The sequence below is a fragment of the Bacillus sp. MMSF_3328 genome (assembly GCF_030733525.1).
In the GTDB taxonomy this organism is placed as follows: domain Bacteria; phylum Bacillota; class Bacilli; order Bacillales; family Cytobacillaceae; genus Bacillus_AB; species Bacillus_AB infantis.
Genome location: NZ_JASHIV010000001.1, coordinates 594,964 through 618,215 on the forward strand (window position 1 = coordinate 594,964; position 23,252 = coordinate 618,215).

Here is a 23,252-nt window from a genome sequence, read left to right on the forward strand (position 1 = left end):
CGGTGTTTGAATGTTCAAGAAATTATTTGGCAAAAAAGAAGAAATTACCGAGGTAGTGCTGAAGGCGCCATTGACAGGGAAGGCGGTTGATTTGGCCGAAGTGCCGGATCCTGTATTCTCAGAAAAAATGATGGGAGACGGACTGGCAATTGAACCTTCTGAAGGCATTGTCGTTTCACCTGTGGATGGGGAGGTTGTACAAGTGTTCCCGACAAAGCATGCGATCGGTTTAAGAGCTGAAAATGGAGCGGAAATTCTGATCCATATCGGTCTTGAAACGGTATCAATGAAAGGGGAAGGCTTTGAAACCCACATTTCCGAAGGCTCAAAAGTGAAAACCGGGGACAAGCTAGTAAGCTTTGATATTGATCTGGTTAAAGAAAAGGCTAAAAGCACGGTCACTCCTGTAATCATTACCAATGGAGATGCTCTTTCTTCCATTGAAAAGAAACCTTTAGGAGCCGTAAATCGCGGGGAGACTCCTGTTATCACTGTTATTAAATAATGAAAAAGAAGCCGTTGGAAGACGGCTTTTTTCTATTCAGAAGCATTTCCCTTATGGGTGGCCATGCCTCCGGATAAGATGAATTTCATCGCATCCTCCGGCTTTACATCAATGATCTCTACCTTGTCCTTTGGAATCAGGAATGTGAAGCCTGCCACTTGAAATGTCTGCGGGATATAGACAGCAATATCATTTTTCAAAGGCTCATAGAAATGTTCCAGATTTTCTGCTGTTATGAAACCGATGCTTTTCATGCCGGTGCCTGGTATGGTGACAATAGCCACTTTGGAAAAGGCACGCTTTTCACCTAGAAAAGAATTGATTGTATCTTTAATGACAGAGTAGATGGTCTTAACCAGCGGAATCCGATCCAGTATCCTGTCAATGAACCTGATCACGCTGCCGGTAATGAATTTGGTTGACAGCCAGCCCAATATCGTAATGGCTGCAGCTGTAGCCAGCAGTCCCACACCGGGAATATAATCTTCCTTCAAATAGGGCTTCAGGGTGCTGCCCAGAAGATTATCCAGGAACATGAATAATTTGTATATGACGAATATCACCAGAATGATTGGTACAATTGTCAGAATACCATTAATAAAATTTTTCAGAAGGCTTTTCATTTTATTTTCTCCTTTACAATTGTTTCCTCCGCAAAAAAAACTGCCGCATGGCAGCCCAGTGCTCTTTATTGTTTTTCCGGCACGATTATCGAGGATATGCTGACAGACGAGTAGGTCAATAGACTCTGGAGGCTCTGTTCGCCCTTCACGACAAATCTAATGGTATGCGGTCCGTCAGGCAGCCCGCTTGCTGCATATAGCGCCCTTTTTCTCTCAAATGGCCACCAGGTGGAAAGGGTGGTATAATACTGGCCGTCTATAAAGACATCCAGCATGCCGCCTTCGTTACTCCTCAATACATTTACACCCACAAAGGTGCCTTTAAATTCATATTCCAGGAAACTGCCCTTCGCTGAGCTTTTCAGAAATCCGTTTTGATACCGGAAATCCCCTTCCATCTTTCGGGCATAGCTTTTTCTGTCCATGGAAAAATCGGCAGCATCGTGGATGGGTGATACCAGTGAAGCAATAGCAGGGTTGGCTTCTGTAAGTGAGCTGATGACAGTAAAAAGCTCTTCAGCATAAAATTTATAGCCTATTCCATTTGGATGGATCAGATCTTTGGTCAATTGTTCATCTGCGAGACCTGACTTTTTAAATACATCTCTCATATTCACATTTTTTGCGTGATAATGGTCCGATATTCTCTCGATTTCATTCGTAAAAAGTTCGTTGTCCAGCGGGCTTTCCGTAATGGTAATTATTTCGCTTGCGGGATATTTCGTTTTCGCTTTTCTGAGAAGCATTTCATAAAAATAGGAAAAATCCTGTTCTGTCATATACTTGCGGTCATTTTCCCCGAATACAAGAAAAATCAGGTCGATGCTTCCCTGATGTTCTGTATGCTGCAGCTTGTATATACCTTCAAAAGCAGTTGCACCGCTTTGGACGACTGAAACTCTTTTATAATCATTGTGGAACTTTGCCTTTAGCAGCTCCTCAAGCTGGGCAAACCAGGTAAGCTCCTTCTTTTCGGCTCCTGAGCCCCTGCCGATGCTGTCTCCGATGATCATATAACGGATATCTTCATTTTGTGCCAATTTTTCATAGACTGTCGCCTCTGCTTCGTCCGCCCTTGAGAAAATCTGCAGACTCCAAAGAGAGACTGCCGCCAAAATCAGTGAGATAACAGCCATTAATCTTCTTTTCTTCTTCATCGGTGTCTCAAGTTCCCCCTGATGGTCGATTTTACTTTTTCATACTATCCTGCTCCGGCTGGCCCCGTGTGTCCTATGCTTATACGTGAGCAAGCGCCCTCCACTTTTCTTTTTGTCCAGTTCCGGCTCCTAGGTGCTCGAGTCATAAGCCACAAAAGAATTAAAGGCAAAGAACGCCTTTTATTCTTTTGCGTCTTATGCTTTTCGCACCTGAACAGTCGCCTCCACTTTTCTTTTTATAATAACTCAATGAATGTTATCTTAAAAGAGTTTTTAAGCAGGTTTGGGCATGGAGAGTTAGTTTTATGAATAATATGGGCGAATGCACATACGGGTCAAGTACCTAATACATATGGTGTATGGAAAGAGAAACAGAGAAAACGAGGAGTGATTCGAAATGAATTATGGGTACTCAGGCTACGGGTGCGATCCATGCTATAGCGGAGGATATGGATATCCGGCATATCCGGTTGCAGGCGCGCAAGGCGGCTATGCAGGGTTTGCGTTAATAGTTGTTCTGTTCATTCTGTTGATTATCATCGGCGCAAGCTGCTACGGTAAATGGTAAAAAGGAAAGGATTGCCTCTGAGGCAATCCTTTTCTTTTCGCATATTCAGATTTTGAATTTTGAGACCAAAGCCCTCAGCTGCTCTGCCTGCCTTGACAGCTGTTCCGAGGAGCCGGCTATCTGGGACATTGCAGCAGAACCTTCCTCAGCTGCAGCAGCGGAAGAGTCAGTGCTGGCTGCTGTTTCCCTGGCAATCGCTGAAACTGAATCAAATGCGGCTGTGACTTCTTCTGCCAGGCTTCGGGAAGCAGTTATCTCAGAAGCCATCTTTTCAATATGTCCGGCTGTTTCCTCAGCCTTGACCCTGATTTTCTTAAGCGAAGTATTCGTTGACTCGGAAATGATGACGCCCTGTTTTACTTCCTCTGCACCTTGCTGATTTCCGGCAATGATCTTTGCGATTTCCTCCTGGATGGAGCCGACGATAAGCGTCACTTGCTTGCCCGCCTGCTGGGACTGCTCGGCCAGCTTCCTGACTTCATCGGCTACCACAGCAAATCCTTTGCCTGATTCTCCGGCCCGGGCAGCTTCAATGGCTGCATTAAGTGAAAGGAGGCCTGTCTGATCGGCGATATCTGAAATTGTGCTGATAATGGAATTGATATCAGCCGATTTTCTTCCAAGTGCTTCGATCAGCACTGTATTCTGCTGCATCCTCTTTTCAATCAATCTGATTTTGTCAGAAGCGAGCTGGACATTCTGCTGCCCCTCGTCTGCAGCCATCTGCATGGATTGAGAAGCTGAGCTGACCGAATCCGCACTCTCCTGGAGGGATGCTGATGCCTGATTGAGCTTTTCCATTGCAATAAGGGAAGCATACATTTTACTATTGGTTTCTTCTGAACCGCTGGCTATCTGGCCTGCACTGGCAGCGATCTGTGAAATTGTTTTGGATGTTTCCTCGCTGGAAGCATACAGCTCCTGGCTGCTGGATGAAACATTGTCGGCCAGGGAGGATACTTCCCTTACCAGCCCCGCAATTCCTTCTATCAGCATATTGGCATCAGAAGCCAGCTTTGCCAGCTCATCTTTGGACTTTACCTCGATCCTTTTCGTCAGATCTCCGCCAGCCTGGGCGATCTCAATCATGGATAAGCTGATTGCACTTGAGCTCCGTTTAATATTTCTGGATAAAGTAAATCCAAACAGTGCCGAAAGCAGAAGTGCCGCAACGGCAAGTACCATGGTGCCAGTCTGTGCAGCTGACACCTGGCTGTTCAGATGAGCAATCCTTTCTTCAGAAGCCTTCAGCTCATCTTCCTCAAAAGACTGAATCTGGCTCTTCAGCTTATCCATTGTTTCTTTGCCCTTTGCTGATTCAACAAGCTGGGAAGCCTCTTCTTTTGAAAAATCCCTGCGTGTTTCAATCACAGTATCAATCCAGACGAGCCATTCTTTGTATGTATTTTCAATTTCAGTGATCTTTTTCATTCTTGCTTTGCTGCCGGCACTCAATTCCTTGAGCGTCTTCAGATTGTTATCAACCATATTTTTGCCATTTCCATATGAAGCAAGAAACGACTCCGAGCCTGTGATAACAAAACCGCGTTCCCCTGTTTCAATATCTGAGTAGGCTTTTGACATTTGCTGGAGCTGTTTGTGGAATTCCATATCATGCCCGATGATATAATTCGTTTCTTTTTTCAGATTGTGAATGCTCAAAATAGACCCTGCAGATAGCGCAGCAATGACGACCAGCAATATTCCAAAGGATAGATTGACCTTCCCTCTGATCGTTTTAAAATATGAAATCACTTTTTTCATGATGAACGCTCCCCTCTAGGTAAAAAGACCTTTTCAGGCTCATAGATCAAAAGACTGCCAATATAGAAAATTATAGCAGGTTTTAGAGGGGGACTCTGCAAAAATTAGCGAAATTCAGAAAAAAATCTGCAGCAGGTTTTTTTCTGTTATTTCATAGTGAGCTGAAGTCTTTCTTGTTTGCCATCCAGATTGATCAGAACGGTAAAATTCTCTTCAATGTCAGCAGGGAATTTGACGTGTTCAAAAACATGTTCTACAGATGATTCTTCTTTGCTTGAAAAATCGGTTTGATAGGCTGCTTTAGAATGGCCGGGAAGTGAAACCCAAAAGACAAGCTCTTTTTCTTCCTGGATTTCTTTACCGTCATACATCAGTTTAAGAGTGATTGTGGCCTCGCTGATTGTTTCATCTGCCTTTATTTCCATCTCGCCGTCCCAGTTCTTGCTTTTCCCCTCATATGTGTAATAGGAAGGTGTTCCGCATCCCGCAATCAAGAATAGAAATAAACTGGCTGCAATCATGACTTTTTCCAGGCCCATTTCAATTCCTCCTTTGTATCTGAACACTGTAATCTTTTTCTATTCTTACCCCCGATGGAGAATTTAAATGACATGTCCATCCTGAAATTAAAAATAAATAAAGAAGCCATGCACTTAACATGGCTTCCTGTTTACATCTCAATCGGGCATGATTGTCACAATCTGTGCAATTCTGATAAAGAAGATTTCATCTCCAGACTTAACAGCTATATGATCCGGCTTTACATCCATCAGTCTTCCCCGCAATGTATCTTTCACCGTTTCGACAACGAGATTCCTGCCCAATACACTTTGAAGCGTCTGATAAACATAAGGGTCAAAATGAAAAACGGGGGCGGGCGACTGCATTTGCTGAGTGCCCATCATATTTACATCTGCAGGAATGTTTCTATGATACTGCATTTTTACATCTCCTCCTGTTCAGTTAACAATATGCACTGGCCAGGCATCCGGTGCCCGGAATGATGCATGAGAGTGGTGATCGGGGAATTTATTCAGAAAGATTCCCGGTGGACATTCATATAATGAAGCGAGCGGGGCAGCACACGCGAGACCAGTGAGTGAATGGGGGAAGCGACATTGAATCAGCCGTCGTTTTTGATAAAACCTATGCTGGATGCCGATTATCCAACGATTGAACGGGGCAGAGGCATCTACTTATATGACAATGAAGGCAAGAAATATCTGGATGCCTGTTCAGGAGCCGTGACAGCGAACATCGGTCACGGAAACGAAGAAGTGATCCAGGCAATGATGGAACAGGCTAAAAAGGTTTCATTTGTATACAGATCCCAATTCACCAGCGAAGCAGCTGAGAACCTTGCCGGGAAAATAGCAGAAACTTTGCCGGGTGATCTGAATTGGTCATTTTTTGTGAACAGCGGCTCAGAAGCCACAGAAACTGCGATGAAAATAGCCATCCAATACTGGCAGGAAAAAGGGATAAGAACAAAGACAAAAATTTTATCCCGATGGGTCAGCTATCACGGCATCACATTAGGAGCGCTTTCCATGTCAGGCCATCCGGGGAGGAGGGCAAGATTTGTCCCTCTCCTGGAGGATTTTCCTTCCGTTCATCCGCCATACTGCTACCGCTGTCCATATGGACTGGAGGCGCCTCAATGCGGACATCTGTGCGCAGCAGAACTCGAAACGGCGATTAAACGCATTGGAGCCGATCGGATTGCAGCTTTCATTGCAGAGCCGGTCATCGGGGCAGCGGGAGGAGCAATTTCCCCTCCAGACGGCTACTATAAAGTCATAAAAGAAATCTGCGAGAAACATGATGTTTTATTCATAGCCGATGAAGTGATGACAGGATTTGGACGGACCGGTACGATGCTCGCCTGTGAGAGCTGGGGGATCCAGCCTGATATAGCGGCTTTTGGCAAAGGCATGGGAGCAGGCTATGCACCGATAGCAGCTGCTGTAGTCTCCGACAAAATAATGGAGCCTATTATGGCAGGAACAAAGTCAATCATGAGCGGACATACATTGAGCGCCAATCCGCAATCTTGCGCTGTTTCTCTGGCAGTGCTTGAATATCTGGAAAAAGAGCAAATCATCCCAGAGGTGGTCAGGAAGGGTAAGTACCTGAGTGACCATCTCCGAAGACTGGAGAAGAAGTACAGCTTCATTGGCGACATCAGGGGGAAGGGACTGCTTCTTGGTGTAGAACTGGTTAAGGACAGAGTGTCAAAGGATCCATTCAGCCGGTCCCTGATGGCAGGACAAAAGCTGGTCAGTGCTGCCCAGGAGCAGGGCATCCTGCTGTACCCCGCCGGTTCAGGGATAGATGGCATACATGGGGATGCGGTCATCATTGCACCTCCTTTGAACATCACCATGGAGGAGCTGGACGAATTGGCAGCACTCCTAGACAGGGCTTTGTCTGAATTCCACAGAATCATTGAACAGGAAAGTCTGAAGGGAGGGGGCTCATGAACAGCTCCTTTAATAAAATTGTGACTGCAGCAAAGGCAATGAATGATTTTCATGATGGCATGTCCATAATCGCAGGAGGATTCGGAGGAATTGGCACGCCGCCGACCCTCATAGAGGAATTGATAGAAAAAGGGACAAAAAATATCACCCTTATCTGCAATGATGCCGGATTTCCCCACATAGGCGCAGGAAGGCTTGTTACATTGGGGAGGGTCAAAAAATTGATTGCCTCGCATATAGGCTCCAACCCGGAGGCTGGCCGCCTGATGAATGAAGGCAAGCTCGAAGTGGAGTTCTCACCCCAGGGAACGCTTGCTGAAAGGATCAGGGCTGGAGGTGCCGGCATTGCCGGAATATTGACAGATATCGGCATATCAAATGAGATGGTTTCAGCAGGGAAGGCAACTCATACTATCAGCGGGACAGAATATCTAATTGAAACGGCAATCACAGCTGACGTCTCAATTGTGTATGCAAAAAAGGCGGATCCGTTCGGCAATCTTATATATGACAAAAGTGCACGGAATACAAACCCCCTGGCAGCCATGGCAGGGAATAAGACGATTGCCGAGGTGGAGGAAATCGTCCCTTTAGGCGCTATTGATCCGGATGAGGTCATGACGCCAGGAGTATTTGTGGATTATATTGTTCCTTCAAAGGGAGTGAACTGGAAATGGGCATGGGAATAGATAAACGCAAAAAAATGGCCAGGAGGGCAGCGGAAGAAATCAGAGACGGAATGATTGTCAATTTAGGAATCGGTATTCCTTCCCTTGTGCCTGATTTTCTGCCGGAATCCATAAGTGTTATGTTTCATGCAGAAAACGGCATAACAGGGATGGGCCCAAGCCCTGTTAAGGGTCAGGAAGATCCCCATCTCTGCAATGCGGGCGGCTTTCCGGTGACCAGCGTTAAGGGGGCTTCATATTGCGACAGTACCATAGCTTTTGGGATGATCAGGCGCGGGAGGGTTGATTTGACTATTCTCGGCTCACTGCAGGTCAGCGGGAAGGGAGATCTGGCCAACTGGATCGTTCCCGGCAGGAAAGTACCTGGGATGGGAGGGGCGATGGAGCTTGCACAGAAAGCGAAGAGAGTCATTGTTGTCATGAATCAGACGGATAAAAATGGCATGCCGAAAATCCTTGAGCATTGTACACTCCCGCTGACATCGCCTTCCTGTGCATCGCTCGTCATAACTGAAATGGCCGTGTTTGAAATTAAGGGAACAGGAATGGTCCTGAAGGAGCTGTTTGCTCCCTATTCAATAGAGGAAGTGAAGAGCAAGACAGGCTGCAGGCTGCAGGTGGCAGAGGATTTGAGAATAATAGTTTAGCAGGCGGGGGAGGCGGTTTTATTGAGTGAGAGTGATGGAAGCGTAAAAGAGTGGCTGAGCAAAAACAGGTCCAAAGGAATCAGGCTTCTTCAAAGGCTTGTCCAGGAACCAAGTACTAGGGGAAATGAGGCCGGTGCCCAGGCTGTGATCATTGAGAAGTGCCGGGAAATGGGGCTCGAGCTGGATATATGGGAAATCGGCAAAGATGAGCTGCCCGCACATCCCCTATTCTGTTCTGACAGAAAGGACTTCAGCGGCAACCCGAATGTAGTGGGAGTCTGGAAGGGGACCGGTGGAGGCAGGAGCATCATTTTGAATGGCCATATCGATGTGGTTCCTGAGGGCAGCAGGGATGATTGGAAATATGACCCCTACAGCGGACAAATAAAGGATGGGAGGCTTTATGGCAGGGGGGCGACCGACATGAAGGGCGGAACAGTATCCCTGCTGCTGGCGCTTGAGTACTTGATAGCGGCGGGGAAGGAATTGAAGGGAGATGTCATTTTTCAGAGTGTTATAGAAGAAGAAAGCGGAGGGGCCGGGACGCTTGCCGCTGTGATCAGGGGTTATAAAGCAGATGGAGCGATCATCCCTGAACCGACAAATATGAAGCTTTTTCCAAAGCAGCAGGGCTCTATGTGGTTCAGGATTACAGTCAAGGGCCGTGCTGCACATGGCGGCACCCGCTATGAGGGTATCAGTGCGATTGAAAAGGCCATAGCAGTGATAGCTTCTCTCCAGGAACTCGAGAAAACGAGAAATGAGCGGGTTGCAGATCCTTTATACAAGGGAATACCTATCCCGATTCCGATCAATATCGGAAAAATCACGAGCGGGGAGTGGCCATCCTCTGTACCGGATACCGCCGTCATTGAGGGAAGGATAGGGGTTGCTCCTGAAGAAGATATGAAGATGGCAGAAAAAGAGCTGGAAACGGTATTAAACTCCTTATCTGAAAAAGATGGCTGGTTCATTGAAAATCCCTGCAAGGTCGAGTGGTTTGGTGGGAGATGGCAGCCTGGGAATCTGGACATTGGCCATCCCCTGATGAACGTGCTGTCAGCCAGTTTTGAAAAAGTGGCAGGGGAGAAGCCCAAAATAGAAGCATCTCCATGGGGTACAGACGGCGGGATCCTTTCCGGGGCCGGCGGGACGCCTGTTATCGTATTCGGTCCGGGAACTACAGAGGCAGCCCATGATGCGGATGAATCCATCTCCCTGGATGATATGTTCAATGCTGCGGAGATCATTGCCGAGTGCATCTTGGAGTGGTGCAGCTGACATTTGTCTACGGAGGAAGCCGATTGATGGGATTTTTCAGCTCAAGAATTTATACTTAAGCTACATTGTCTTTAGGAGGTAATGATATGAAGCAGGATTTATGGATCAATGGCAGTTTTGAACCCGGAAATGAATACAGGGAGCTTAGAAGCCCTTATAATCAGGAGAAGCTGGCAGATGTGGCGGCGGCTGGAAGCGAAGAAATAGAGGCAGCCATTGCTTCTGCAGAGAAAGCATCAAAATTGATGGCTGCAATGCCTGCGCATAAAAGGGCTGAAATTCTTGAGAATGCAGTCCAAATACTCAAGGATGAAAAAGAAGAGTGTGCAAGGATTATTTCGCGTGAAGCCGCGAAGCCGATAAAAGCAGCACGGACAGAGGTGGAAAGGACTATCACAACATATGCATTTGCAGCACAGGAAGCCAGAAGGCTGTACGGTGAAACCATCCCGATGGATGCGGCGCCTGGAGGTGAGGGGAGGCTCGCCTACACGGTAAAAGAGCCGCTGGGGGTCATTGGTGCGATTACACCCTTCAATTTCCCGATGAATCTCGTTGCCCATAAAGTCGGACCGGCGATTGCGGCTGGCAACACAGTTGTCCTGAAGCCGGCGAGCCAGACGCCTTTAAGCGCCTATAAGATTGCTGATATTTTCCATCGTGCAGGGCTGCCTGCAGGTGGACTGAATGTAATTTCCGGCAGCGGAAAAACGATCGGCGACAGCTTCCTCTCAGACAAGAGGATCAAGATGATCACTTTTACGGGAAGCCCTGAAGTAGGCACTTATATCAGGGAAAACGCCGGGCTGAAAAAGGTGACCCTCGAGCTGGGTTCAAATTCAGCCGTCATTGTGGATAAAGATACCGACCTTGATAAGGCAGTCCCGCGAATTGTATCAGGAGCGTATGCCTTTCAGGGCCAGGTCTGCATTTCTGTGCAGCGGATCTATGTCCATGAGGCCATTTTTGAAGAATTTACTGAAAGGTTTGTCCATGAAGCAGGCAGACTCCAGGCAGGGGACCCGCTTGATGAGACGACCGATGTATCTGCCATGATCTCCCTCGATGATGCAGAACGGGCAGAATCGTGGGTGAAAACCGCTGTGGACGGGGGAGCAAAGCTAGCTCTCGGCGGAAGCGGGGAAGGTTCTGTTTTCCAGCCGACAGTTCTGCTGGACGTTGATAAAGAACAGAAAATCTCCTGTGAAGAGGCATTTGCCCCTGTTGTCCATATTAACCGCTTCTCAGGTATAGATGAAGCGATCGGTTATGTGAATGATTCCCAGTATGGGCTCCAGGCAGGCATTTTCACAAAGGATATCAATGCAGCGCTGAAGGCCGCACGCGAGCTTGAAGTCGGCGGCGTGATGATCAATGATTTTCCAACCTTCCGTGTGGATCATATGCCATACGGCGGCGTCAAACTGAGCGGGACCGGCCGGGAAGGAATTAAATATGCAGTCGAAGAAATGACAGAGCTTAAGCTTGTCAGCATTAAATATGAATAACCGTCAAACATGTACGGCTGTTAAGAAAAGGGGCGCTCGGTCAGAGGGTCCCCTTTCTGTAAAGGAGGAGGATTATGGAGCAGTCATCAGTAAGAATTATCAGGCAGGACAACTTTTCTCTCGAGGTTTTCATTGACCCGTATAATAAGAGAATCAGAGTGGATGACTGCCTTGGAAACCGTAAAAGTGCGCTTTCGTTCGCATACGGTTTAAGAGAGGAGATCCAGGCAGAAAAAATGATAATTAAAGCCAGGGCAGAGGAGACAGATTTTTATCTGGAGAACGGCTTCCAGGCCGAAGGCAAGATCGACGGCTATTTTTTAGGCTCTGACGCTTTTTTCATGTCCAAGTATTATAAGAGCAGCAGGAGAAACAATCCGCACTGGGCTGATGAGGATGAGGTCGCAGAGAAAGTGCGCAGCCTCGAAAGAACCGGGAATGATTCCAGTCTTCAGCCTCCATGCCGGCTTGTACGCTTCAAGCCGGCAGATGCCCGTGAACTGGCTGAGCTGTATAAGGCGGTATTTCAAATTTACCCCGTTCCCATGGATGACCCCCGGTATATCGAAAAGTCGATGGAAAACGGCACAATGTTCATGGGAGTGAAACACGAGGGGAAAATCGTGAGCGCTGCCTCAGCAGAAATCAATTCTTTCTACCGAAATGCAGAATTGACAGACTGTGCCACATTGCCTGACTTCCGAAAGCATGGATTGATGAAAATACTGATTGGCAAACTTGAGGAAGAGCTGGCCTGCCAGGGCATCTTTTGCGCTTATTCCATCGCCAGAAGCCTTTCATATGGAATGAATGCAGCTCTTCATCAGCTTGGGTACAGCTACAGGGGCAGGCTGGCCAATAATTGCTTTATCTTTGATAAGCTTGAGGATATGAATATCTGGGTGAAAAATCTTGCCATGATGCCAAAAATCCGGCACTAGACTGACAATTTTCCGGCACCTTTTCATATAGATGAATAAGGGGGTTGGACGTATGAAAGAACAAGTGCTTACAGCGATTTTGAAGGGGATTGACGAAGGCATTCATGCTGTGGATATAAACGGGATTACTATTTTTTATAATGAAGTTGCTGCTTTGCATGATGGCATGGGTATGGATGAGGTGCTTGGAAAGCCGCTGCTTGAAAGCTTTCCATCTCTGAGCTTGAAGTCAAGCACCCTGCTCCAGGTAATGAAAACAAAACAGCCGATATACGATCAGTCCCAAAGCTATATCAACCTCCATGGCAAGAGGATTGAAACACTGAACACCACGCTTCCCATTTTTGTGGAAGGAGAGCTAGTAGGGGCTGTAGAAATTGCTAAAGATTATTCCCGGCTGAAGATATTGTCCGAAAGGCTCCTGGATCTTCAGAAAGCAAGCGTGCCAAGTGAAAAAAACCTGCGGCCGGCAGGAAGCACAGTATATACCCTGGATGATCTGCTGACTGGAAATGGGCTCTTCAAAGAGCTGAAAATGGAAGCCTTAAAGCTTGCTGCCTCTTCTTCTCCCATCCTCGTATTTGGGGAAAGCGGATGCGGCAAGGAGCTGTTTGTCCAGGGAATCCACCATGCATCAGCCAGAAGGGAGAAACCATTCATAGCACAGAATTGTGCTGCTATCCCTGAGACGCTCCTTGAAGGAATCCTTTTCGGTACAGCGAAAGGGAGTTATACGGGAGCCGTAGAAAGACCCGGGCTGTTTGAACTGGCAGATGGGGGGACGCTGTTCCTCGATGAACTCCATACAATGCCGGCGCTGCTGCAGGCAAAGCTTTTGAGGGTGCTTGAGGACGGTGCTGTCCGGCGTGTCGGCGGATCCAGAAACATAGCCACTGATGTCCGGATCATCGCGGCCATGAATATACACCCGCATGAGGCTATGGAGCAGGGGATCCTCCGGCATGACCTTTACTACAGGCTCAATGTGTTTACATTCGAACTGATCCCTCTGCGAAAGAGGCCTGAAGATATCGGGCTTTTGGCGTCCCATTTCCTTGATTCCTTTAACCGTAAGCTCGGGAAAAATGTAAAAGTGATCGGCAGTACAGCAGCAAAGTTCTTCAGCAGCTACCACTGGCCGGGAAATGTAAGAGAATTAAAGCATACGATTGAGTATATGGTCAATGTTTCTGAGGGAAGCGAGCTTACTGAAGAGGATCTGCCGGCCATGCTGAAACAGATGAGGAGCAAAAGCGGAAGCAGGACAGTGGCGTTATCCTTAAAAGAGCGTGTGCAGGCAGCAGAAAAAGAGATCATTGAGGCTGCAATAGCCGGGACAGGAGGGAATATCCTGCAGGCTGCCAGGCTCCTGAATATCCCGAGGCAGACGCTTCAATATAAGCTTCATAAGCATCAACTGGGAAATGCCGAATAACCGGCATTTCTTTTTATTGTTCTCCCGCTCGTGCTGCTGTGCATAAGGATTAACAATTGGCATGGAAATTGCATGTAATACAGTATAAGGAAGCTGCAAACTTTACCATTAGCTGGGAGGAATTGAAAATGAAGCTGGACTTATATAAAGCAGAACGCCATTGGAAGGATATAGAGCTTTGGAAGGATGTAACAGAAGAGCAATGGAATGACTGGCTTTGGCAGCTCACCAACACGATAAGAAACCTGGAGGATTTGAAAAAAGTCATCAATCTGACGCCCGAGGAAGAAGAGGGCGTAAAGATTTCCACTAAAACAATCCCATTGAATATTACACCATATTATGCATCCCTGATGAATCCGGATGATCCCCGCTGTCCTGTCAGGATGCAGTCTGTCCCGATTTCTCAGGAAATCCATAAAACAAAATATGACCTGGAAGACCCCCTCCATGAAGACGAAGATTCACCTGTGCCCGGATTGACGCACCGCTATCCTGACCGGGTGCTGTTCCTTGTCACCAATCAATGCTCCATGTACTGCCGCTATTGTACAAGGCGAAGGTTTTCCGGCCAGATCGGCATGGGTGTTCCTAAAAAGCAGCTGGACGATGCGATAGCTTATATCAGGAACACACCTGAAGTCCGAGATGTGCTCATCTCAGGAGGAGATGGACTGTTAATCAATGATAAAATCCTGGAATATATATTGAAAAACCTGAGGGAAATCGATCATGTGGAAATCATCAGGATCGGTACCAGGGCTCCGGTCGTTTTTCCCCAAAGAATAACAGAGAATCTGTGCAATATCTTAAAGAAATACCATCCGATCTGGCTGAACACTCACTTCAATACGAGCATTGAAATTACCGAAGAAGCTAAAAAGGCCTGCGAAATGCTCGCCGATGCGGGAGTGCCTGTCGGCAACCAGGCAGTCATTCTGGCGGGCATCAATGACAGTGTCCCTATCATGAAAAAACTGATGCACGACCTTGTTAAGATCAGGGTGCGTCCTTACTATATCTATCAGTGCGATTTATCAGAAGGCATCGGCCATTTCAGGGCGCCTGTTTCAAAAGGACTGGAGATTATAGAAGGACTGAGGGGGCATACATCTGGCTATGCTGTACCTACTTTTGTGGTCGATGCACCTGGGGGCGGCGGGAAGATTGCACTGCAGCCGAATTATTTGATATCCCAAAGCGCTGAAAAGACAGTGCTCCGCAATTTTGAGGGAGTCATAACCACTTATCCTGAGCCCGAGAATTATGTCCCGGGCAGAGCAGAGGACTATTTTAAAAGAATTTATCCTGATATGGACCAGAAGAATAGCCATACAGGAATATCGGCACTCATGAATGATTCACAGTTCAATCTTGTTCCTGAAGGCCTGAGGAGGCTGGACCGCAGGGAAGAGTACCAGCAGGATCCGGGGCACCATTCCCTCAAGGATAAACGGGAAAAGCGCGATGAATTAAAAGATAAGAAATTTGAAGCGCAGATGAAGAAGTGGGGACAGCAGGAGAAGGGAGAGGAACCATCATGAATTGTGATTGGTGCTCATCTGATGAAACGGCAAGGCAGACAGCTTCGGTCTTTTGGGAACTGCCTGATGGAACAAAAGGGATTGAGATAAGAGAAACACCCTGCATTGTCTGCAGTGGGTGCGGAATGGTATATCACGAAGAAAAGATCATAGAGGAGATCGAGGACCAGCTCTTTTTAATAGATACTAAAAAGCTTGAAAAATCGCTTACTTTTGAAGAATTGATGGCTAAACCGAGGTTTCTTAAAAGAAATTATTTCAAATTTGATTAAGAAGAGAGGAAAAGGCCCGGGATGACCGGGCCTTTTGGACTTTAGAATTGCTTTTGTTAAAGCAGCGAAACGGTGGCCTTTGCTGTTATTGAAATGCCTGCAGCTGTTTATTGCTTTTCTTCAAGCATTTTGTACATGATCCCGTCCCTGACCGTTTTATCGCAATAAACGAAATGGGGAGACCGGACAGTTTCCATCATCTGGCTTACAATCCCAATGGCTGGGAGAATGATATCTCTTCTTTTTTTGGACAACCCCTTTACTTTTGAACGCTCATCTACATTCAAGGAGGAAAGCTCAGAGAAGATGCTGCTGATTTCATGGAGCTTCAATTCAGCACCTCCAAATTTCGCGTTATGTATTCTGGACAGGTTTTTTGCGCTTCCGCCGATTCCGATAATGGGGAGGCCGGCGTTTTTCAGCCAGGGAAGGGTCTGGATGCTGTCCAAAATATAGCGGCGCAATTGAGTTAATTGATTCTCAGTCACTCTTTTTCCCTTAGTATAGGCTTCATGAAGATTGACAGCACCAAACTGAAAACTGTGATAATGAACCATTTCCCTGTTTCTGAAAAGGGTAATTTCCGTGCTTCCGCCGCCGATATCAAGAGTGATCCCCTCAACCGCATTCATTGAATTAACCACACCTAGATAGCCGTAGCGGGCTTCTTCATATCCGCTTATCACAGAAATGGCAATGTCCGTCCGGGCAGCGATTTCAGCCAGAATCTCTTCTTGATTAAGTGAATTGCGGATAACAGCAGTAGCATAGCCGGTGATGCGGCCTGTCCCGTATTTTTCAGCTCTCTTCTGGAATTCCTTAAAGATGGTGATGATAAGCTGGATGCCTTCCTCTGTCAAAAAGCCCTGCTCATTTAAATGATTGATAAGCCTTGCTGCGACCTTGACCCGCTCTACTTCATGAAATATCCGAAGATCCTCATTGACATTGTAAATGGCCATTTGAATGGAATTGGACCCTAAATCGATCAGGGCTATTGTCTGGTTGTTCAAAAAAAGGACACTCCTTTGATGACTTTTATACATTCAATTTTATATGAAAACACTTAAGTCGAATGTAAAGCTATTGTAAATATACAGTACTGCAGTAGCTTAAACAGCAAAAGGCAGAGTGTAGTCTTTAAAACCAGGATATTTAAGACGCAGCCTATCTTGAGACATTAAATGTGAAAGCATGAATGTATAATTTACAAAACTTAACACTATCACTCTAGTTATTTACATCCTTATTTGCTAATTTTATCCTTGTCGAAGATTGCAGAAGGGGATGTAGAACCATGTGCATAAACCATGAGAAACCTGATATTTCTAATTTGGATAATCCTTCCTATTACAATAATCGCGAGCTGAGCTGGCTGGATTTTAATAATAGAGTGCTGGAAGAAGCAGAAGATAATCAAAATGCGTTATTGGAACGATATAAATTCCTTTCTATATTCAGCTCAAATCTGGATGAGTTTTTCATGGTCAGGGTAGCTGGTCTGCTGGATCAGGTAAAAGCCGGTTTCAATAAACCCGAAAACAAAGCTGGGCTGACCCCAAAAGAACAGCTGAGCGCCATTTCTGAAAAAACACATACCCTTGTTAAAAAGCAAGATGAAATATATTGTAATGAGCTTACTCCCCTTTTAACAAAAGAACAGATAGAAATATCCAGAATTAAAGATGTCCCATCAAAGGACTTGGCTTTTCTTGAAAACTTCTTTGAGGCATATGTTTATCCTGTTCTGACTCCCATGGCGATAGATGCTTACCGCCCTTTCCCGATGCTGTTAAACAAATCATTGAATTTAGCTGTGATCATAGAAGAAAAATCGCCGGATAAAAAGAAGCATCTGAGCCTGGATGGAAATCTGGTCATCGTACAGGTACCGTCTGTAATCGACCGCCTGGTGGAGCTGCCTCAGAAAGGGCAGGCCAGGAAGTTTGTGCTCTTGGAAGAGGTTATTATTTATTGCATCCACAAACTGTTTACGGGATATAAAGTGCGCTCTGCCACTCCATTCAGAATTACCCGCAATGCCGATCTCGCCATTCATGAAGACGAAGCGGAAGACCTGCTGCAGGAAATTGAAGAAGAGCTTAAGAAACGGAAAAGAGGTGCAGCGGTCCGGCTGGAATATCAGCAGGCTGAAAACAGCAGTCAGGTCATTGAATTCCTAAGGAAAGAGCTGGAAATACACGGGAAGGATATCTATCCTGTCGAAGCCCCCCTGGATCTGACTTTTCTTTTTTCATTTTGTAAAAAAATCCAGGCAAGCCATGAGCATTTGGCGGCGCAGTCCTTTATTCCCCAGCCTCCGCAGGATTTAGAGGGTGAGGGTGGAATATTTGAGAAAATCCGGAAAAGGGATGCTCTGCTGCATCATCCTTATGAATCTTTTGAACCTGTGGTAGATTTCATGAGGGAAGCCGCAGATGATAAAGATGTACTGGCAATTAAGCAGACTCTTTATCGTGTCAGCGGAGATTCACCGATCATTGAAAGCCTGAAGCGTGCGGCCGAAAATGGGAAGCAGGTGACGGTGCTTGTGGAGCTGAAGGCCCGCTTTGACGAAGAAAATAATGTCCAGTGGGCAAAGGAGCTGGAACAGGCAGGCTGTCATGTCATTTATGGCATGACACTTCTGAAAACGCACAGCAAAATTACATTGGTAATCCGAAGGGAAAAAGGAAATATCCAGAGATATGTCCATTTGGGGACAGGAAACTATAATGATGCGACCGCAAGGATTTATACAGACATGGGGCTGCTTACTTGCAATCATCAGCTTGGAGAAGATGCTATTAACTTTTTCAATTATCTGAGCGGCTATATGGAGAGGCCATCCTATCAACAGTTATCTGTTTCACCTTTCGGCATCAGAGATACTTTCATCAGGCTCATTGATCAGGAGATAGAATTTCACAGGAACTATCAGAATGGAAGAATCATAGCAAAAATGAATTCTCTGACTGACAAGAAAATCATTAAAAAATTGTATGAAGCCTCGATAGCCGGGGTTAAGATAGATCTTATCATCAGGGGGGTCTGCTGCTTAAGGCCCGGCATTGCGGGTGTCAGTGAAAACATCAAGGTCCTTAGCATTGTGGGTACATTCCTTGAACACACCAGAATCTTTTATTTCAATCATCAGCAAGCTAAAAGGGTTTACCTTTCTTCGGCAGACTGGATGACCCGTAATATGGAAAACCGTGTTGAGATTCTTTTTCCCATTCTGGAGGAGCGGCTTAAAGCAAGGATTTATAGTGTACTTGAGGTTATGCTGAAAGATAATTGCAAAGCAAGGGAACAGGACCATGATGGCCGTTATCGCTATGTGGACCGGAAAAGCGGCGAAAACCGTATAAACAGCCAGCAGCTGTTATGTGAAGAAGCTGTCCAGTTTAAGCTTTCGTCGAAGACTGCAGACAGCTATCCACCTGCACATCGTCCACGACCGGCTTCACTTGCAGAATCTTACTTACTGAAGCTGAAGGAGTTTATTCCATTGCTTAACAGATAGAAAAGATTCACCATTCATACATGAATAAGGCAGTCGTTTCCCCCTCAGGGTCCTATAATAAAGATGGAAAAAACTTTCAGCGGGGGGATTTTTATGCGTTATGCTTTGCTGATTATGCTTGTGTCTTCCATGTCTGTCCTTTTCATTTGCGGTTATTTCACAGCAGTCATAAAAGTGAAGTACGGGAAAAGCTGGCTTCATGCCGTACCTGCAGCAGTGGCTGTCCTGATGTTCAATATCATTTTTGCACTGGTTGAAATGGCAAAGGCGGGCAGATGGGAGTGAATAGCGAGATTGTCTTACGGGGGCCCGGCCTTTTTGGCACTTGGGCAACATCTATCCTGTAAGCAAGTCTGTCTTTGTGGACGAACCGGCAGGCATCCTTTATAGTAGACGGTATAAATGTTGAAATTGCGTGCGGCTGTTCAGCCGGCGCTTATTATACCAGAGAAGAAAGGGAGTACCATGTCGAAATCCTTTTATCATTTCCTGATGAAATACCGTCATCCTGAGCCAAAGGACAGCATCAGCTCTTTTGCCAATTCCGCGTTTGAAGACCATAGCTTCCCAAAGACATCATTTGATTATGATGAACTCAGCAGCTATCTGGAAATGAATGGCCACTATCTGGACAGCATGGCCATCTTTGATGAAGCCTGGGAGCTTTATCTGGTGTCCGAAACAAAGAGATAAGTTTATTCTTACTGCAAGGGGCTGCTTGATAAGCGGCTCCTTTTCTTATTTTTGAACTTGGCGGCATATGGGCAATTTTGGGACCGAATATCTTCTTCCTGCATATGATATCGTAATTAATACTCACGACGATCATTGAGAGGATGGAGGATATGGAAAAGAAGAAAAAGCCAAGATTTAATATCGGTGATACAGTCGTGATCACGATGTATGGAACAGTCGGCAAAATAACAGATGTTAAATGGCTGGACGGAATGCATGTATATGAAGTGAATAAAAGCGAGGGCCTGTTTATGGAATCCAGCCTTCAGATGCTTTCTGAGTATGAAGGAAATATAATGGAGAAAGAGCATATAGATATTGAATATAAATTTTTGTTCGGCGATCTGGTGCAGGTGAAAGGCTATGGTTCAGACCTGTTTAAGGTGGTGGGGTTCCGGACTGAAATCTGGCGCTATAAGGAGGATGCCTGGGAGGATGTCATTTATGAGCTTTCCAGGATCAATGACGGCGAATGGCTGGAGGCCGGGGAAGAAGAGCTGACCCTGCTTGCGGATGCAGAAAGCGCCGACACTTTCATCCAGAAGCTTGGGCTCCTTTATCTAATCAACAAGCAGCAGAAGCCTGTTAATCTGAAGAAGCAGCAGGGTTCTGTGAAACAGATGGAAAAAGAGTTCCTGGAAAGCCGCAAAGAGAAAAAGCAAATGATTGATGGCCTGCTTGATATATACAATGATTACCGGATCCTCTTCCAGCTGTTCGGCGACGATGAATACAGGCATATCATGCAGGTGATCTTGCGGAAGCTTAAGCATCTGACCGGTGCTGACGGAAAAAAGCATGCCTAGCACTACAAGCCGGAAGCGAGGTATAAATAAGCAAGATAGGGAAGCCCTCCTGCCAGAAGGATCAGGAACATAGATGAGAGTATTTTTTCAAAGAGATTTACAATCATGCTGTTTTCCTGGTTAACATCTTCTTTTACATCATCAACAAACGTTCTGAGCCTATTCATGCCATCCGCCTCCCGACTTTCTGATATAACATTGTATGGCTTGTCCCTGGGAGATATGCTCACAGGTGATAGAATAAAAGTTTTTCTCATATTGTGCATGAAAGTAGGAAAAGCATCATACATTCTGAAAAAGGGGGCGTTGCTGTGAGAGAAATCGAAGTTTTTATAGATACGGAGGAAATAGCAGAGTTTTTCTTTCATGAGCTTGTTAAAAGGGGATACGTTCCTGAGGAGATGGAGCTTGAGGATCTGGCGGATATAACCTTCGAGTATTTGCTGGATAAGTGCATCATTGATGAGGAAATTGAAGAATAATAGATGACGATAAGAGTGGAAGCTGGCGCCGGATAGAGCGCCAGTTTTCTTTATTATGCAGCGATATCCAGAGGTGTTAAGGGATTACTTGATGGGCAATCAAGTCTGCAGCTGAAAGTAAGGCATGCTGCTTTAGAAGCTTCCGCGTTAAATCATAGTCCTTGGTTTCCGGCAAGGCATCCAAATGATAGAGGCAGCTTTCCTGCTCTTTTATAAACCAGTCTGTTTTCCTGGTGAAATAATGCTTCTTGTCCTTCCATGCCTGATCCAGGGCAGGACTGTATAGCATTCCGGATTCTTTACTGGCAGAATATCTGCTGCTCCAATAGTCGGACCGTGAAGCAGTATGGGGAGTTCCCAGGGCGAATTCTTTTATCTTTCTGTGGTGTTTTTTATGGAAAAGGATCTGGTATAGAGATTTGCCTGTGGTTATGCGGGCATCAGCAGATCTGAAATCCACTACAGAGACCCCGAGCAATGCAGAGGTATTTGCCTTCTTCAGCGGGAATACAACTGTTGTGAAACCGAGTTTTTCCTGAAGAAGGAAAGGCAGATCATCCAGTATGCTGGAACCTGAAGTCCTGATGACCCTGTCTTCCAGCATTTTTTGTTCGTTCACGATCATCGCTGCTGTAATCACAGCAGAAGAGCCATGCTCATAAAAATGATCCCAAAAAGGCTTCATCCAGCCTGATACATGAAATTTGGGGAGCAGGTGAAACAGAGGGATTCCCATTCTCCTGCTGTATTCTAAAAGCAGCAGCTGCGGGTACGCATCCTGGAAAATATAAGCATTGCAGCGCTCAAGAAAAAGAAAGTAACGCTCCCGGTCTTCTTCCGTGAGAAAACTGTCCAGATAAGAGCTCTTTATGTCTGTCATATAAAAGCCGCCGTTCCTTGATACCATATGGGCAAGGAATGCCCAGTGGAGATCGGGGTTTCGCCTGTAAAACAAAAGATAGGCTTGTGTTCTCGTAATATTATTGCGGTTATATTTTTCCGTTTCTCTAGAAATAGCCGCTGCAACCTTCTTTTCTTTTTCTGTCAAAATATAAATCGGCGTATCTGTTTTGGCCTGGCGGATTAGTGCCTGTTCAATGCTGGCCATCTCCCGTCCGCTAAGCAAAGTTTTCTCAGGAATGGCAGGCCCGCTGCGGCGATTCAACATATTTCTCAGCCATGCAGGATAAAATTCAGCAAATATTTTCATTTTGCCTCCCCGGATATGAAACTTTATGATCAGCCATACGTATTAAAAAATCATCAGGCTGAAATGAACGCATATCGTTATATTAAATGTATTAAAGTACTTTCGGCTTCATGTATGCAGCTTCAGCAGTCTAATTGAAATAGGGGGAAATAAGATGTCATTCTTTAACAAAGTGCTGGCAAGTGTAGGTGTAGGTTCTGCTTCTGTTGATACGAAATTGGAGCGGGACTCCTTTTATCCGGGTGAAATGGCCAAGGGTGTTATTGAAATCAGGGGAGGGAAGACAGAGCAGAAAATCGACCAGATTTACCTGGCTCTGAATACAACTTATATTAGAGAGGCAGATGATAAGAAATATACAGCTGCAGGTGTGATCGATAAATACAGGATTGCTGAGACACTGGTGATCCAGCCGAATGAAACGCGGGAAATTCCTTTCTCTATTCAAATCCCTGAGGATTCACCTCTGACATTGGGAAGAACGAAGGTATGGATTTCAACTGGCCTGGACATTAAAAATGCGGTAGATCCCGGCGACAAAGATTATATATCCATTAAGCCGAACAGGCTCATGGACGGTGTGTTCCAGGCAGTTTCCGATCTTGGCTTCAGGCTCCGGGAAGCAGAATGTGAAGAAGCGCCACGCAGGCTGCGCGGCAGGCTTCCATTCATACAGGAATTTGAGTTCGTTCCGGTTTCAGGGCCCTTCAGGGGCAAGCTTGATGAGCTTGAACTGGTATTCCGTCCTGCCGGCGGCGGCCAGATGGAGCTGATGCTGCAGGTTGACAGGAAAGCAAGGGGGCTCGGAGGTTTCCTTTCAGAAGCACTGGAAATGGATGAAACCAATGTGAGGCTGAGAGTTTCAGATTATGATCTCGCTGGCATCAGACAGCAATTGGAAAGTACCATTGTACGGTATTGCTGAAGAAGAGCTGAGAGGGATCAGAGCTGTTATCCCGTATTGAAGGAAACAATGAGTCACCAGAATTTTTGACGTCATACCGTTAAAAAAAGATTGAAAAGGTATTAGAAACGAAAATAGTCCTTTTGTACAACCAAAGTTTAAAAACCAGTTG

At 45.9% G+C, this 23,252-nt stretch carries 25 protein-coding genes and 1 pseudogene; 17 read left to right on the top strand and 9 right to left on the bottom strand.

Annotated elements, in window-relative coordinates:
• Window positions 1-10 precede the first annotated feature (10 nt).
• On the top strand, window positions 11-505 hold the full coding sequence (locus tag RBB45_RS03020; RefSeq protein ID WP_009795664.1) for a PTS sugar transporter subunit IIA: 495 nt from the start codon (window positions 11-13) through the stop codon (window positions 503-505).
• A 32-nt stretch (window positions 506-537) separates the two neighbouring features.
• On the opposite strand, the gene RBB45_RS03025 is transcribed toward RBB45_RS03020, so the two are convergent.
• Complete coding sequence (locus RBB45_RS03025; RefSeq protein ID WP_009795665.1) at window positions 538-1,128, bottom strand: DUF502 domain-containing protein; 591 nt, start codon at window positions 1,126-1,128, stop codon at window positions 538-540.
• A gap of 65 nt (window positions 1,129-1,193) precedes the next feature.
• Window positions 1,194-2,285: an SGNH/GDSL hydrolase family protein gene (locus RBB45_RS03030; RefSeq protein ID WP_022544092.1), complete on the bottom strand. Its 1,092-nt coding sequence runs from the start codon at window positions 2,283-2,285 to the stop codon at window positions 1,194-1,196.
• A 397-nt stretch (window positions 2,286-2,682) separates the two neighbouring features.
• On the opposite strand from RBB45_RS03030, the gene RBB45_RS03035 reads away from it, so the two are divergent.
• On the top strand, window positions 2,683-2,853 hold the full coding sequence (locus tag RBB45_RS03035; RefSeq protein ID WP_009795448.1) for a YjcZ family sporulation protein: 171 nt from the start codon (window positions 2,683-2,685) through the stop codon (window positions 2,851-2,853).
• A 45-nt stretch (window positions 2,854-2,898) separates the two neighbouring features.
• On the opposite strand, the gene RBB45_RS26235 is transcribed toward RBB45_RS03035, so the two are convergent.
• The 4 genes and pseudogenes from RBB45_RS26235 to RBB45_RS03050 all read right to left on the bottom strand — a co-directional run bounded on the left by RBB45_RS26235 (window position 2,899) and on the right by RBB45_RS03050 (window position 5,558).
• On the bottom strand, window positions 2,899-3,849 hold the full coding sequence (locus RBB45_RS26235) for a methyl-accepting chemotaxis protein (protein ID WP_371931547.1): 951 nt from the start codon (window positions 3,847-3,849) through the stop codon (window positions 2,899-2,901).
• Window positions 3,850-3,873: 24 nt separating this feature from the next.
• Window positions 3,874-4,617 (bottom strand): annotated as a pseudogene (locus tag RBB45_RS26240) (CHASE3 domain-containing protein); the annotation flags it as partial.
• A 146-nt stretch (window positions 4,618-4,763) separates the two neighbouring features.
• Complete coding sequence (locus tag RBB45_RS03045; RefSeq protein ID WP_022544091.1) at window positions 4,764-5,156, bottom strand: hypothetical protein; 393 nt, start codon at window positions 5,154-5,156, stop codon at window positions 4,764-4,766.
• Window positions 5,157-5,294: 138 nt separating this feature from the next.
• A complete protein-coding gene (locus RBB45_RS03050) occupies window positions 5,295-5,558 on the bottom strand; it encodes a YuzF family protein (RefSeq protein WP_009795451.1) in 264 nt (87 codons plus the stop codon).
• Between the two features lie 162 nt (window positions 5,559-5,720).
• On the opposite strand from RBB45_RS03050, the gene RBB45_RS03055 reads away from it, so the two are divergent.
• The 9 genes from RBB45_RS03055 to RBB45_RS03095 all read left to right on the top strand — a co-directional run bounded on the left by RBB45_RS03055 (window position 5,721) and on the right by RBB45_RS03095 (window position 15,417).
• Window positions 5,721-7,100: an aspartate aminotransferase family protein gene (locus tag RBB45_RS03055; RefSeq protein ID WP_009795452.1), complete on the top strand. Its 1,380-nt coding sequence runs from the start codon at window positions 5,721-5,723 to the stop codon at window positions 7,098-7,100.
• Window positions 7,097-7,789 carry a CoA transferase subunit A gene (locus RBB45_RS03060; protein WP_009795453.1) on the top strand — a complete coding sequence of 231 codons (693 nt, stop codon included), beginning with the start codon at window positions 7,097-7,099 and terminating at the stop codon, window positions 7,787-7,789. Before RBB45_RS03055 ends, RBB45_RS03060 begins: the two co-directional genes overlap by 4 nt.
• Window positions 7,774-8,436 carry a 3-oxoacid CoA-transferase subunit B gene (locus RBB45_RS03065; RefSeq protein WP_009795454.1) on the top strand — a complete coding sequence of 221 codons (663 nt, stop codon included), beginning with the start codon at window positions 7,774-7,776 and terminating at the stop codon, window positions 8,434-8,436. Before RBB45_RS03060 ends, RBB45_RS03065 begins: the two co-directional genes overlap by 16 nt.
• A 21-nt stretch (window positions 8,437-8,457) precedes the next feature.
• A complete protein-coding gene (locus RBB45_RS03070) occupies window positions 8,458-9,717 on the top strand; it encodes a peptidase (protein WP_009795455.1) in 1,260 nt (419 codons plus the stop codon).
• Window positions 9,718-9,803: 86 nt separating this feature from the next.
• Entirely contained in the window at window positions 9,804-11,225 is a 1,422-nt protein-coding gene (locus RBB45_RS03075) for an aldehyde dehydrogenase family protein (RefSeq protein WP_009795456.1), read from the top strand.
• Window positions 11,226-11,299: 74 nt separating this feature from the next.
• A complete protein-coding gene (ablB, locus tag RBB45_RS03080; protein ID WP_094767220.1) occupies window positions 11,300-12,166 on the top strand; it encodes a putative beta-lysine N-acetyltransferase in 867 nt (288 codons plus the stop codon).
• Between the two features lie 52 nt (window positions 12,167-12,218).
• Window positions 12,219-13,601 (top strand): sigma-54 interaction domain-containing protein, encoded by a 1,383-nt coding sequence (locus RBB45_RS03085; protein ID WP_009795458.1) that lies wholly within the window; start codon window positions 12,219-12,221, stop codon window positions 13,599-13,601.
• 128 nt (window positions 13,602-13,729) lie between these two features.
• On the top strand, window positions 13,730-15,145 hold the full coding sequence (gene kamA / locus RBB45_RS03090) for a lysine 2,3-aminomutase (RefSeq protein WP_022544089.1): 1,416 nt from the start codon (window positions 13,730-13,732) through the stop codon (window positions 15,143-15,145).
• On the top strand, window positions 15,142-15,417 hold the full coding sequence (locus RBB45_RS03095; RefSeq protein WP_009795460.1) for a YokU family protein: 276 nt from the start codon (window positions 15,142-15,144) through the stop codon (window positions 15,415-15,417). Before kamA ends, RBB45_RS03095 begins: the two co-directional genes overlap by 4 nt.
• Before the next feature lie 107 nt (window positions 15,418-15,524).
• Here RBB45_RS03095 and RBB45_RS03100 read toward each other — a convergent pair whose 3' ends face one another.
• Window positions 15,525-16,430 carry a Ppx/GppA phosphatase family protein gene (locus tag RBB45_RS03100; RefSeq protein ID WP_022544088.1) on the bottom strand — a complete coding sequence of 302 codons (906 nt, stop codon included), beginning with the start codon at window positions 16,428-16,430 and terminating at the stop codon, window positions 15,525-15,527.
• Between the two features lie 284 nt (window positions 16,431-16,714).
• On the opposite strand from RBB45_RS03100, the gene RBB45_RS03105 reads away from it, so the two are divergent.
• From RBB45_RS03105 to RBB45_RS03120, 4 genes are all read left to right on the top strand, one after another.
• Window positions 16,715-18,943 (top strand): RNA degradosome polyphosphate kinase, encoded by a 2,229-nt coding sequence (locus RBB45_RS03105; RefSeq protein ID WP_276319929.1) that lies wholly within the window; start codon window positions 16,715-16,717, stop codon window positions 18,941-18,943.
• A gap of 93 nt (window positions 18,944-19,036) precedes the next feature.
• A complete protein-coding gene (locus tag RBB45_RS03110) occupies window positions 19,037-19,228 on the top strand; it encodes a hypothetical protein (protein ID WP_035403356.1) in 192 nt (63 codons plus the stop codon).
• A gap of 180 nt (window positions 19,229-19,408) precedes the next feature.
• Window positions 19,409-19,636 carry a YozE family protein gene (locus tag RBB45_RS03115; RefSeq protein WP_022544087.1) on the top strand — a complete coding sequence of 76 codons (228 nt, stop codon included), beginning with the start codon at window positions 19,409-19,411 and terminating at the stop codon, window positions 19,634-19,636.
• A gap of 152 nt (window positions 19,637-19,788) precedes the next feature.
• Complete coding sequence (locus RBB45_RS03120) at window positions 19,789-20,484, top strand: hypothetical protein (protein WP_022544086.1); 696 nt, start codon at window positions 19,789-19,791, stop codon at window positions 20,482-20,484.
• 2 nt (window positions 20,485-20,486) lie between these two features.
• Here the strand turns inward: RBB45_RS03120 and RBB45_RS03125 are convergent, their stop codons facing one another.
• Window positions 20,487-20,651: a hypothetical protein gene (locus RBB45_RS03125; protein WP_022544085.1), complete on the bottom strand. Its 165-nt coding sequence runs from the start codon at window positions 20,649-20,651 to the stop codon at window positions 20,487-20,489.
• A 144-nt stretch (window positions 20,652-20,795) separates the two neighbouring features.
• Between RBB45_RS03125 and RBB45_RS03130 the strand changes: the two genes are divergently transcribed.
• Window positions 20,796-20,966, top strand: a complete 171-nt coding sequence (locus tag RBB45_RS03130; protein ID WP_009795467.1) for a YozD family protein — start codon at window positions 20,796-20,798, stop codon at window positions 20,964-20,966.
• Window positions 20,967-21,042: 76 nt separating this feature from the next.
• Here the strand turns inward: RBB45_RS03130 and RBB45_RS03135 are convergent, their stop codons facing one another.
• Window positions 21,043-22,176 carry a DUF2515 domain-containing protein gene (locus tag RBB45_RS03135; RefSeq protein ID WP_094767221.1) on the bottom strand — a complete coding sequence of 378 codons (1,134 nt, stop codon included), beginning with the start codon at window positions 22,174-22,176 and terminating at the stop codon, window positions 21,043-21,045.
• A 154-nt stretch (window positions 22,177-22,330) separates the two neighbouring features.
• On the opposite strand from RBB45_RS03135, the gene RBB45_RS03140 reads away from it, so the two are divergent.
• Window positions 22,331-23,101: a sporulation protein gene (locus RBB45_RS03140; RefSeq protein ID WP_094767222.1), complete on the top strand. Its 771-nt coding sequence runs from the start codon at window positions 22,331-22,333 to the stop codon at window positions 23,099-23,101.
• Window positions 23,102-23,252: the final 151 nt, after the last annotated feature.